General features: G+C 68.3%; 4 protein-coding genes and 1 pseudogene. 1 reads left to right on the top strand and 4 read right to left on the bottom strand.

The window, feature by feature from the left end:
* Positions 1-75: 75 nt before the first annotated feature.
* Together pglX and pglW are read right to left on the bottom strand one after the other, a co-directional pair.
* Entirely contained in the window at positions 76-3,696 is a 3,621-nt protein-coding gene (gene pglX / locus ACZ6TU_RS17925; protein WP_467670924.1) for a BREX-2 system adenine-specific DNA-methyltransferase PglX, read from the bottom strand.
* A complete protein-coding gene (gene pglW, locus ACZ6TU_RS17930) occupies positions 3,693-8,354 on the bottom strand; it encodes a BREX system serine/threonine kinase PglW (RefSeq protein WP_467670922.1) in 4,662 nt (1,553 codons plus the stop codon). Before pglW ends, pglX begins: the two co-directional genes overlap by 4 nt.
* Positions 8,355-8,801: 447 nt before the next feature.
* Here pglW and ACZ6TU_RS17935 point away from each other — a divergent pair, with 447 nt between their 5' ends.
* Positions 8,802-10,604 (top strand): HNH endonuclease, encoded by a 1,803-nt coding sequence (locus tag ACZ6TU_RS17935; protein ID WP_467670920.1) that lies wholly within the window; start codon positions 8,802-8,804, stop codon positions 10,602-10,604.
* Between the two features lie 169 nt (positions 10,605-10,773).
* Here the strand turns inward: ACZ6TU_RS17935 and ACZ6TU_RS17940 are convergent, their stop codons facing one another.
* The gene (locus ACZ6TU_RS17940; protein ID WP_469549422.1) at positions 10,774-12,663 is read right to left on the bottom strand and encodes a DNA/RNA helicase domain-containing protein; all 1,890 of its coding nucleotides are present in this window, start codon (positions 12,661-12,663) and stop codon (positions 10,774-10,776) included.
* A gap of 194 nt (positions 12,664-12,857) precedes the next feature.
* A pseudogene (locus ACZ6TU_RS17945) lies at positions 12,858-12,995 on the bottom strand (hypothetical protein); the annotation flags it as partial.
* Positions 12,996-13,128: the final 133 nt, after the last annotated feature.

A 13,128-nucleotide genomic window follows, 5' to 3' on the forward strand; every position in this document is an offset into this window, starting at 1 on the left:
GGCACGGGACGGGGCTGCGGACGGACGGGTTGGAGGGAGGCGACGGCCGAGGCTCGGTGGCCGCCGCCTCCTGGGCTACTTCTTCGTGGCGGCGCGGCGACCTCGGGTTGTGGCCGGGGGGCGCCAGGCGCGCAGGTCGTCGTCGGTGAGGCCGTGCTCGCCCTGCAACTGCTGGCGGTAAGCGGCGAAGAAGTCCGCCGGGGAGCCGCTGTAGAGCAGGTCGAACTCGTTGTGCCACTGGTACAGCCACGGCTGCAGTTCCAGCAGGCCGGCGAGGAACGGCGTGATCTCCTCGGAGGTCAGCGCGGTGTTGGTGAAGTACGTGGCCAGTGCCTGCGCCTGCTCACGGTGGTCCCAGCCGGCCCAGCCGTACAGCTCGGGGGTGGCGGCGTTGGTCTGCCCGTAGGAGATGAACCGCTCCTTGGGCACGTCCAGCTTGCCGCGCGCCTTCCAGTAGGAGGCGCGCAGGAAGTCGGCCGAGGTGTACTTCGGCGGAACAGGGATGGAGTCCCGGATCTTCCGCTTGGCCGGCTCGTCGGGCGCGGCGTCCTCCTTGCGCTGGAGGTCCCAAACCTCCTCCCAGTCGGCGCGCTTCTTCAGCCCGGCGGGCTTGTAGCGCAGAGCGGAGAGGAAGGGTACGTGCTCGTCGGTGATCAGCTCTGCGACGACCTTGGGGAGGTCCTTGCGGGGCGCGTAGAGCTTGGCCACGGAGGCGAAGTCCTCGTCGCGCGAGAGGGCGTCGGTGAGGCGAGAGAGGGTGAGGATGGTCGGCTGACCGTTCTCGTCGAACCAGTGGTCGCGGTTCTCCATGCGGTCGAGCAGCCAGGAGCGGAGGGCCTTCTCCTGGAGTGCGTCCCAACCTTCGGTGGCCCAACGACGCTTGTACTCGGGGCGCTCGACCATGCCAATGGCCCGGTTCGACTCTATGGCATCGATGCGCTTCTGGACGACCTCGCGGTAGGGAGCGGGCCAGTGGGCGGGGATCTCAGTAACAGGTGTGAACTTGTGGTTGTGGTGCTGGAACCACGAGGTCTTGACCTCACCGCGTTCCCGCTTGCGGGCCAGCACGATGGCGAAGGCACGTTCAGCCGAGGCGATCATGGGGATGTCAGCAGCAGAAGCAGCGATCTCCCGATCGAGGAGGCCATACAGTGCGTACACCTGCCAGTCCAGTTCCTCCTGAGTGGCAATCATCCGGCCACGGATAGACTCCCACTTTTCTCGGCCCTCTCGCAGTGCCGCCGATGCAGGGACAGCGTTCGACGCAATGGCAGATGGGCTAGTAGCAACCAACTCCTGAGCGAGATGGTCCATGGCAGAAGCAAGCGTCGTGGGGACATCAGAGGGAAGCGGAAAGTCTTCTAGCTTGGTTCCGGTGAACTCAAACCGGTGCTCCCAAGGTTCATCGGCCCCTGCGATGTCCGCGCCAGGGCGCCCCTTGTCATGGCTAACCTGCCTGAGCCAGAAGCCAGCTGTGGAGCTATTGAGCAACCCAAGCAACCGCAGATGCTCATCCTCGCTCGCACCCTCTCGCAGCTTGATCACTGGAGCCGACTGCTTGGCAATCTTCCCGTCTCGATCCAGCACGAAGTGGTTGTGCGTCGCTACGAACGCGAACGAGATGGCCCACTGGTGCGCCCCTTGATCTTTTGGAAGCTGATGCCACTCCCACCAAGGCCGGCCGTCCCTGAAGTACGTCCCGCCCGAAAAAGTTGCACGGTTTCCCAGTTCGGTCCGATAGGGCCACAGCCACTTGGCCAGGTTGGGGAAGGCATTCGGGCGAACCAGCTCGCGTCGACTGTCATATGGGTGGAAGGCGTCATCCCCGTCCGCAAATTGGAAGTCACGCACTTCGTCACCTACGACGAGCCGCCGGACGTACTCGGACTCGGCGGCAACCCTCTTGAAGGTGCGCGGAACCGCGCTCATGGCGTCGTCCGACCCCATGATCCCGTAGAACCCAATCCGGTGCAGATCGCGCTTCAGGACCGCTTGCCGGGCCGTGTTGATCTGGTCCAGCATCTCCTGACCGCCATCAGCGAGCACCCAGGGTTGCTTAGCAAAGTACCTCTCACGATCCAAGTCGTCCACAGATACCCACTGGCTTGCCGAGCCAGGCTTATCGATCTGCTCGACGATCGCCTGCCAGACATGACCCTCTTCGGCGTTTTTTGGCGCGGATGGCTCACCCTGCACGCTGCGGACAGTCCGGATGACCGGCGAGCGCGCTTCCCCCCCTCGCTGCCTGCCGACAAGAATGACCGTTGGCGTTCCGTGCCCCGGAATGTAGGCCCCTGAGGTATCGATGACCTCAGTCAGTTCTACAGCGTGCCCAAAGTACCCTTCGATGAGCTTGGCTCCGAACTCTCTCTTCATAAATGAGTTCGCGGTGATCTGGCCAACCTTGCCGTAGCCGAATCCCTCGGCGTCACCGCGCTTGGACAGCTCAAAGAACCGCTGAGCGAACGGCACCGACAGCGCATATTTGCCGGCACACGCCGGGTACAGCTCCCGGTAAAGAACGTTGAGTTTCTTATCCTTCACCGTGATATAGGGTGGGTTTCCTACCACCACGTGATACCGACCCGGCCGCAAGATGTCCGGGTACTCGTTCAAATCCTCCGTGGCATATTTGAAGTCGGCCAGCTCGTCCGCGAGATCCTCGTCCACTCCGCCGAACAGGTTGCCTTGTTGGGAGCGCCGCGCCTTGATGAGCGAGTCCCCGACCGCCAGGTTGACCGGCCACTCATACTTGGCCGCCTCCGCCAGCGTCCGCACCCCACCAGCCGCCATGGCCGCAACCAGCAGCCGAAACCGAGCGATGGCCACAGCAAACGGGTTCACGTCCACCCCATGCACAGACTTCAGCGCTTCCCGCACCCGCTCATGCGCATCCCGCCCCGGTTGGCCTTCCGCCCACAGGCGAACCAACCGCCGGAACGCCCCCAGCACAAAGTGCCCTGACCCACACGTAGGGTCGATCATGTTCAAGCCCTCGTAGCCGAACTCCCGCACCGCGGGGGTCATGGTTCGGTCGAGAATGAACTCCTCCACGAACTCCGGCGTCTGGAGGAGCGCGTACGTTTCCCGAGCGGCGTCGCTCAAGTCCTGGTACAGGTCACCCAAGAACCGCGTGTCCCAACCCTCGGTCCCGTCCTCGTTCAGCGGGTCCGTGAAGTCGTGGACAAGCACACCCGCCTCGTCACGCTGCCGCCAAAACTCCACCAACTCCCGCGCACCATCATGCGACAGCGGAATCTGGTACAGCGGGTTGTGCCGCCTGTCGAACAACAGCCGACCCGCCTGGCCCGCGCCCAGTTCCTCAAACGCCCTCTCCAGCCACCCGCGGTAGGTCGGGTCCTCCTCCACCTCCACATACGCGTCGTACCGCGCCTCCGCCAGCTCCCGCCGATCCCCGTCCGCGCCCGTCAGGTACGGCTCCGGGATCAGCCGATTGTCCTCGCAGAAGCGGACGAACACCGTGCCCAGCACCCACGCCACAGCGACCTGCGTGACGCGCTCGTCCAGCCACGAGGTCCACGTCGCCGCCGTACGCCCCAGCTTGCGCGCCTGGTCGTACTCGGCGCGCAACCGCGCCCCGACATCACCCAGCGCCTTCACCTGCTTGCCGAGGTCTGTCTCGACCGCCTTGACCTGCTGCTTCAGGTCGTTCAACAGAGCCTTGCGGTCGATCACTTCGCGTCTCCCTCGACACTACGCACCACTACCTTGCCGGACCCGCGATGGACGTTGTCCACCCACGTGTCCGGAAGCTGAATCCACTCCCCCAGGCCGGCCTGATAAGGCACAGCCACCTGCCCGAGCCGGGGCTCGCGCGCCGGGTCACTCTGGGGAACGAGCAACCACAGTCCACGGCCGCCCCGCCGGGCCACCGAAGCGAGCCGGTGCAGGACGCCCATCGCGTCGTACCGGGCGAACACCCCGGCCTCCGTCAGCAGCACCGGTCCGCTCCCTGCGCCGAGCCGTTCCTCGATGCGCGGCGCGACCGCACCCCACGCGGTCTGCGCGTAGTCGGCGAACCGCAGCGCGCCCGTCGAGCCCGGCTTGGCGACGTCCGCCTTGAGCAGCGTCTCCCACGTCGGTTTGGTGCCCGGCGTGACCTGGGCGTGCAGGGCCTCGATGAACAGCTCGGTCACCGAGACGGCCTCAGCTCCCAGGCGTTCGGCGCCCAGTTCCCGTATGGCGTCCCGCACGAGTCGCTGGCTCACGGTCAGTACCCGGTAACCGTCCCGTCGCGCGGACGCGACCAGGCGCTCCTCCGCGCGCACCGCGCTCGCGAGCAGCGGGTCGTCGGCGTAACGCGTCACCGCGCCCGTGCGCGTGGACTGTCGCCAGGCCCCCGTCGTGAGGTAGCTGGACGCGTCGTCCACCCGCGTCGGCAGGTAGCGCAGCGTCTTCGTGTCCTCCCGCGTGCCGAGCGACAGCTCGAACCCGGCCTCGCGCAGGGCCTTGGTCAGCGGGCCGGCGGTCGGCAGGTCGTGGGTCAGCCCGCCGCGACCGTCAGGCACCGTCAGCTCAGGGAAGCGGGCCCGCAGCCGCTCGTGCACGTCCTCGCCGGTCAGGCCCGGTTGGCGGCCCTCCGGGACGCCCGGGATCCAGCGCACCAGACCGGCCTGGGTGAGCCGCAGTGCCCGTACCAGCGACAGGTCACGCGGGTAGATCTCCAGGCGCGGGGTCGCCGCCGCGTTCACCGAGGCCGCGGCGGCCAGTTCGACCATGCGGCGCTCGTCCCAGTCGACGGTGCCGGGCGGCATCTCCAGCGCGCCCAGCTCCGACAGAACGGTGGCGGCCGTCGGCAGGGTGTCCAGCCGGGCCAGCCGGTCCGCCGTACGGCCGAGACGACTCGCGTAGTCCAAGAGGCCCGGGGCGGTCGGGGTGTCCGGGGCGTCGTCCTCTCGGACGTCAAGGGCCAGCAGGCCGGCGCCCAGCGACTCCTCCGTCGCCTTGCGGTTGGGCTGGTGCTGGAACTCGGCCTCGTCCGGCACGAGTTGCTCGACCTCGACGACGGCCCGTACCGCGGCCAGCGCCAGCGCCCGGCGCTGCTCGCGCCCCGCGAGCTGGCTGCCGCGCCGGACGGCGAGGGCGTCCGCGATCTCGACAGCGGACGCGACCCGGCCCATGCCCGCGAGCAGTTCGAGGATCTCGGAGCGCAGGGCCTGGACCGCCCGGTCTGCCTTCCAGCGCTTGCGCTCCTCCTTGAGCATCTGCGGAATGCGGCCCGCGCTCAGGTTCAGTGCCGCGGCGACGTCCTTCTGCTTGGGCCAGACGCCGATCTCCGGCAGCAGTCCGTGCTCGTCGGGCAGGCGCAGCAGCAGCCGGACCATCTCGGCCTTGTTGCGGTTGGAGCCGTTGTTGTTGACGACCGGGACGAAGATCGTGGCCAGGGCGTCGAGGCTGATCGAGCGCAGGGCGCGCGCCGACAGACCGACGGCCGCGTCGCTCGTCGCCAGGGTGTCCGCGAGGGCGGACTCGGCTGCGGTGAGCTGGTCCAGCTCCTCCTTGGCCTCCGCCCGGCCCTCCGGTGTGAGCGGCGAGGCGGGCGTCTCGCGCAGCTTCTCGCCCCACTCCCGCTGGCGCTTCTGCACCTCGTTGCGGGTCTTGGCGCCCAGGCCGGGGGCGTTGACGAGCTTGCGGCGGCTGTAGTCCAGGAGACCGCCGACCGTGGTGATGCCGAGGCCGTAGAGGAAGGACTGGGCGGCGCCCGTGAGGCCGGAGACGCTCAGCGGGGTGTCGAGGGCGACCTCTGCGGCGAGGCGGTCGCGCTGCTGCTCGGCGGTCTCCGGCTCGGCGTCCGCGATGACGCCGCGCTGCACGGCCTCGCCGTCGGCTCCGGCCTCGGAGGACGTCGCCGTGTGGCGCGTGCGGTGGCTGGAGGGGACGGTCTGCGAGGCGTCGAGGAAGATCTTGCGCCAGGCGTCCCGCATGGGCTTCAGCTCGGGGAACCGCTTGCTCGCGTCGCGGTGCAGTGCCTTCCGGAAGAAGGCGACGAGCCCGTCCCGTACCGCCGGGTCGAACGCCTCGGCGGCGATCGTCGGGTACGGCCACTCCTTCGCGTCCGTCATCCGGGGCAGCACGCTGCCGTCGCCCCACTTGGGCAGCTCGCGGCTGGCCATCTGGTGCAGGGTGACGGCCACGGCGTACCGCTCGGCGTGGGAGTCGTAGGAGCCGCGGGTGATGACGTCGACGAACGGGTCGAGGTAGCCCTCGGTGCCCGCGTCGGTGCTCTTGGCGGGGTAGCCGGCGAGCGAGAAGTCGATCAGGACCAGTTCGCGGGTGCGGTTGGGGCGGATGCGGATGGCGATGTTGTCCGGCTTGATGTCGCGGTGCCAGACGCCCTCGCCCTCCAGGAAGTCGACGGCGCCGAAGAGGTAGTCGCCGTACGCCTCCAGCTGGTCGACCGGGAGCCGGCCGTCGTCGCGGAGCTGGCGGGCGACGGTCTCCTCGCGGCGGCGCGGGGCCTTCCGCTCACCCGCCGCGTCCACGCTGTCGTCGCGCTCGTCACCGACGTACTCCAGCGCGAGGACGGTACGGCCCGCGATGCTCAGCGGCTCCGGTTCGACGAGGCGGATGATGCCCGAGTGGGGCCGCAGGCGGCCCATCACGTCGGCCTCGCGGATGAGGATGTCGCCGCGGTTGTCGGACAGGGCGACCTTCAGCACGGCCAGCGGACGCGTCCTGCGCGCCTCCGCCTCCAGGTCGCGGACGAGGAAGGCGCGGCTGGTGGAGCCGGTGCCAAGGCGGCGGCGGACCTCCCAGCGGCCGGCGAGCACGTCGCCGGGGACAGCGTCCAGCGGGTCCTTCTCCGGGGCGCCGACCGCCTCGGCGGCGGTCTCGGCGGCCGGGGCGGTGAGGGAGTCCTCGACGACCTCCAGCATCTCCAGGAAGTCGTCGACGCTGTGCAGGCGCTGGTCCGGGTTGTACGCGGTGGCCGCCTGCACCAGCTCGTCGACGTCCTCGGACAGGCCGTCCACCAGCGAGCTGGGACGCAGGCCCTCGCCCGCCTCCAGCCGGGCGCGCAGTTCGGCCTGGCTGGCCGCCGGAGCCTTGCCGGTGGCCAGGAGGTAGGTGAGGACGCCGAGGCCATAGACGTCGAGGGAGACGGGGTCGGGGCGCAGGGCGGTCAGCTCGGGCGCGAGGTAGGGGTCCTCGTCGTCGGCGAGGTGCATCGCGGACAGCGCGGTCGGCGCGAGCCGGGTCGCGCCCTGTCCCTGGGAGGAGTCCCCGGTGCGCTGGGTGGCGATCTGCCAGTCGGAGATCTTCAGCCGCGGGCTGAGCCAGGCGGCCTCCTCGCCGACGGCCTTGCCGGGGCCGCCGTCGGGGCGGGGCAGGACGTGGATGGAGCGGGCGGCCAGGGCACGGTGGTGGATGCGGCGGGCGTGCGCGGAGCGCATGGTCTCGGCGAGCTGCCGTACCAGGGCCATCCGTCCGAGGATGTCGAGCTTCTCCCCGTACTGGACCAGGTACTCGTCCAGCTTCATGGTGCGGTCGTCGTAGTCGAAGACGAGGGCGGGGCCGGAGGGGTGGCCGGTCGGGAAGTACTGCCGGTAGGAGACGACGCCGGGGTGCCGGAAGCGCTGCAGGACGGCCGCCTCGCGGCGGGCGGCGTTCTCCACGGACTGGCGCAGGGAGGCCTCGGAGCCGCGCTCACTGAGGTAGACGCGGACACGGGCGCGCTCGGGCAGCTCGGTGTGGGCCGCCTTGTAGTCGGCCCAGGTCTGGCCGGAGTCGAAGGGGGTGCGCTCCAGCTCGTAGGGGCCGACCTTGTACTGGGCCTCGCTGCGGCGGATGCCGATGCGGTCCAGCGCGGTCTTGATCTCGCGGGAGTCGATCGCGGTGATGCGGCGCCGCTCGTCGCGCGGGGGCTGCTTGAGCATGTCGACCAGCTCGGCGACGGTGTGCACGCCGTTCTGGTCGTGGGCGGGCAGGCGTACGCGCAGGGCGTCGTCCGTGAAGCAGACGGCTTCGCCGACCCACACCCGGCGGGCGCCGTGGCCCTGGCCGAGCAGGCTCGCCAGCTCCTTGGCCTTCTTGTTGACCAGGTGCAGGGGGTTGCCGTGGGTGCGCCGACGGCCGCCGGGGGTGGTCTGCACCCAGGTGCCGTTCTCGGACGTGACCGAGCCGTGCCAGTCCTTCAGCTCGATCATGTACATTCCGCCGGGCGCGACGACCAGCAGGTCGACCTCTCGGACATGCCCGGTGTTCGCGGTGAACGTGAAGTTCGACCAGGCACGCCAGGGGTCGGAGTCCGGCAGCTTCTCCCGAATCGCCTCCAGGCCGCGGTGTTCGTGATCGAACTCGGACTCGGTGACCGTGACCCACCGGCCTTGCCGCATGCCTGACCCCACTCGTTCCGTTCCTCTCAGGCCCGCCGTTCCCCGAGAGCGAGCCTGTCGCAGATCCTAGTGGTTGCCTGGTACATGGGAAGAGTACGTGAAGGACGGGAGTACAGGACATTCGGCCCGAGAGGCGGGACTCGCATGTTCCGCATCAGCGGACCTGGCCATCTCGGATCACCCAGTACGAGACATAGCCTAGGAAACCACCCACGCGCACGGCGAGACCTCGAACTGCGACCCTTCCCTCTTCTCGGAATCCGGCACGCGCACAGCCTCGGAAGCGTGTGCGGCGGCCCCCGCACAGCCGTCGCCCTCGAACCCCTGAAAGAACTGCACCGGCGAGAAGCATGGGGACTCAGCGGAGCATCACTGGTCGGCGACTCCGGGGACGCAGGGCCGCCAGCGCTTTAAAGATTGTCATACCTTCCTACTACGCTCCCGCGTATGGGACTTGGGGATATAACGCGCGCAGGAGTACTGGCTGCGGTCGACGAGTGTCAGCACCTGGGGCGCGAAACGTTTCGCCGCCGGTACGGCTTCGGGCGAGCGACGACATATGAGCTGGTCCTGGACGGACACTGCTATGACTCGAAGGCCATCGCCGGGGTAGCGCACCTCTACTCAACCGGCGACCTGCTGTCGGCCGATGGATTCAGTGGCGGTGCGCGCACAGTGGCACATCGTCTGCGTGTGCTTGGTTTCACGGTGACGGACGGGAACGCCGCCACGGACGGACCACAGCAAGTGGTGCCGCAGATAGTTCTCCAGCCCCGCGGCAGTTCCCGGGATCGCGGCCCCCAGAACTTCGCAAAGTCAGTACGGCAGGGCATACGGATCGCCGACATCAGGGACGCGCTCGGCGAACAGGCGGATGCGCTGACGGCTCTGTACCCGGACGGGATCGCTCGACTGTGGGGGTCCACCCCCACCACACAAGTCAACAACGAGAAAGTGCGCGCTCTACGGGACCGTCGAGTCGGCGACGACGTGCTCTTCTATGCGGAGAACCACTTCTTCGCTCGCGCCCGCATCCTCCATCTGTTCAACAGCCCGCCCGTGGCGCGGGAAGTCTGGGGAACCGACGAGGCGAACGCCACCTGGGAACACATCATGGCCCTGGGAGAAGTCGAGGAGTTCTCCACCCCTGTTCTCGCCGCGCCCATACTGCGTCGCCTTAACGTTCGAGCACCTCTGCGAAGCCTCACCCTGCGGCCGGCCGAGGACTACCGCCACGTCGGCCACCTCCTGCCGGAGAAAAGCCATCTGGCCGGTCCGCAACCTTCGACACCACTTGCAGCCCCCTATCCTCAGCCGACCGCAACAGACTTGCTGGATCGGATCGGCTCTCTCGACACTCATCGTGGCTCGAGGAACGACGGTCACAGCCGCCATCAACCGTTGGCTCTTCTGTGGGCGATCTCCCGCGTCGCTGCGGGAAAGCCGCGCCTGGCGCCGTGGTCCACCTTCCGTGCGGAGATCAGCCCTCTCCTCAGTGAATTCGAACTGCCCGGTTCCGAGGTCACCCCGGAGTGTCCCTTCTGGCACTTGCAGGGCAGTGGCCTGTGGGAGGTGCACGGGACAGGACCCGATGCCGACCCCATTCCGCAGGAAGGAGTTCTCGCCGCGACCCAACCCGTCGCAGGCCTCACTCACGCGAGCGCTGAACTGCTACGGACCCCTCTTACTCGCCTGAAAGCCGTGGTCAAGCTGTGCAGCACCTACCTTGATGGCGTCGACCAGCGCGAGTTGCTCAGTCGTGTCGGTCTCGCCGGGTATACGACCGCCGATGGTCTGCTCGACGGAGACGAGAGCGATGGCGGCCGAGAAGCAGCCGACGCGGAGGGGGCCACTGGCCCGACGGCGCGCCGGGAGTCCACCTCCTCCCGGCTGGTGCGTAATGCCGCAATCGCCACCCAGGTCAAGGAATTGCACGGCCATGCTTGCCAGGTCTGTGAGACCCGCCTGCAGTACAAGCGCAGGCCCTACAGTGAGGCTGCCCACATCCGTGGACTGGGGGCCCCGCATGACGGTCCGGACGAACTGCCGAACCTGCTCTGCCTCTGTCCCAACCACCACGTGCTCTTCGATGGTCTCGAGATCTACATTGACGTGGACGGCATCGTGAAGCGGACACATGGGGGCGACTCCGTGGGGAGCCTTCGCCGACACGCCGACCATCAGATCGACGAGGCATACCTGCAGTACCACCGAACTCTGTGTGAACTGAACATGCTGACGAGGAAATAGCGGCTCAGGTACGAGGGCGCCGCTCGGCATTCGCGACCTGACTCCTCGCGAGTGCCGACTTGGCCAACGCTGCCGGATGCGCCGGTCGGCCACTTCCCGTGCCAAGCCCAGCAGGGTCCGTCCAGCTGGGCTTGCGACGACTCCGTGGCGCACGAGCGCCGCCCGTCCGTCAGGCCGGCACGGCGGCCCGTGCCGCCACCCCACCCGCCAGTTCCCGCAGCTTCTCCCGCGTCTCCGGGTCCGTCGCATATACGACCGTGCCGACCATGCCGCGCGTCAGCAGCACTTTGTAGGTATTGCGAATCAGACGGTCGACGTCGTCGTCCGGGGTGGACCTCTTGAAGACCGGGTCCTTGGACGCCGTGCGGTCGGTGATCCAGCGGTCACCGCGCCAGAGCAGGTCGGGGCCGATGATGACGCCGGACCAGTCGTACTCGAAGCCTTGGGCTGTGTAGACGCAGCCGACCTGGCCGAAGCCGGCCGGGTCGGTGGCCCACAGGGCGGCCGGAGGCGCGCCGGAGACGGAGCGGTCGCCGCGCAGGTTCCAGGGGCGGGCCCAGTCGCCGATGACGACGTCGGGCGGCAGCGGCTCGCCGGGCCTGGGCTCCGGGGACCAGCGCCAGCAGTAGCCGGCGGACATGCGGGCGCCGTAGCCCTGGGCTCGCCGGGCCTCCAGGAACGCCTCCATCTCCTGAGGGCTCTCGGCAACCAGGAGCTGCATGCGGCCGTCGGGCTCCCAGGTGACCGGTCCGCCGGGCTCCAGTCCGAGGAGTCGGACCACCCAGCGCAGGTAGGCGTCGCTGCCGCCGCAGCGGAACTGGCTGTCCAGGGGTACGACGTGGCACGGGATGTCGCGCTTCGCCGCCGCCTCCTTGATGTCGGCGACGGTGCCCATCTCGCCGGGGCGTACGACCTGGTGCTCGTCGAGGAAGAAGACGGGCACGTAGGCCACATCGAGTAGTTCATCTATCTGGGCCCTGCCGGTCCGGTGCTCGGCGCGGGTGTAGCGGTTGGCAGAGGTCTCCCGGATGCGGTGGGCCTCGTCGCAGATCAGGGCGCCCAGAATGTTCTTCTCGGCGGTCATGAAACTGTTGAAGTACTTGAACAGGTCCTGGACTTCACGCTTGCGGGCCCCGGCGATCTTGCGCATCGTCTTGGTGAAGGACTGGGAGCCGGTGGCGTGCAGCGCGGGTACGCCGCGTCGGTACAGCTCCCCGAGCAGTTGGAGGGCGATCACGCTCTTTCCGGTGCCGGGGCCTCCCGTGACGATGACGACTTCCTTGCGGTCGGCGTTCTTCGCCTTCTGCACCGCGTTGAGCACCATCCGGTACGCGACCTGCTGCTCGTCGAGGAGCACGAACTGCGTGCGCTCCCGCACTTCTTCGGCGGCCACGGACATCAACTGCTTCGACGGTACGGTGACGCCTGCGCACAGTTCGTCCGCCGCCCCTGACCCCGGGTGCTTGTCGCTCAGCCTGGTACGGAGGTGATCGAGGAAGGCGCCTCGGCGCTCTCCGGTGAAGAGCAGACCGTGCCCGTCGCGCTCGATCTCCCTCAGCCCGGTCACACCGAACTCGGTGGCGTTGTGCAGGAACGCCACCCCGCTGACCCGGTGGCCGTGTTCGGCCAGCGCCCCGTTGAAGTTGACGAGGTACTCGCAGTAGCGGCGCACCTGCTCGATCGGGTTGAGGACCGGGTGGGCGTAGGCGTCGACATGGCAGAGGGTGGTGTCGTCCTCGTGGGGAAGGGCCTGGCTCCACTGCTTGAGTTCCACCACGACGTACGACGGCTCCCCCGTGGCCGGGTGGACTCCGGCGAGAACGACGTCGGCGCGTTTGCTGTTGAGCGGTAGCGCGTACTCCAGCATGACCTCCACGTCGCCCAGGCCCGCGTCGTTGAGCGCGGTGGCGAGGACGGGGATGCTGCGCTCCCAGGAGCGCACCTCCGAGGGGCCGGGCCGGTAGCCGTGCATGTGGACGAAATTGTCGGTGAGGTGCAGGAACAGCGAACCGTCGAGCGCCATGACGGCGACCGTTTTCGCGGACGCGCGGAACAGCAAGGACTTCCCCCGGGCAGCACGAAGAGACTCGTGCGGGTGGGGGCATGTCCTTTGGAACTCCGCTGGGGCGGAGCGGAAGCCCGTCGGGCCGCGTTGACGATGAGTCGAGGGTACCTGGCAGGACTGACAGCTTTGTTGGGGGGCGCATTTGGCGTGGTACCGCTACACCATCGGCTTGTGGCCGGTGCGATGCCAGACCAGTCGAAATCGCCGTCGGAGGCGTACCTGCAGTGGGCCGTCGTCACCGTGTACAGAAGAGGTAGGCCGACCGTCGACACGCAACCCCAGGCACAGCTCAGGGGCGCCCTGTTGCTCGCCGAAATCGAAGGCAGCCTCGGTCACACGGGGTTCTCGCAGACGTGGACCCGGGTGCGAGGTGGTACGTCCAGATGCAGGCCGCGCAGTTCGCAAGATCAGGGGGGTTCCACGTGATGGTGGGCTCACCCTGCACGGCCGCCTCGCGCC

The organism is Streptomyces sp. NPDC052064 (assembly GCF_055585925.1).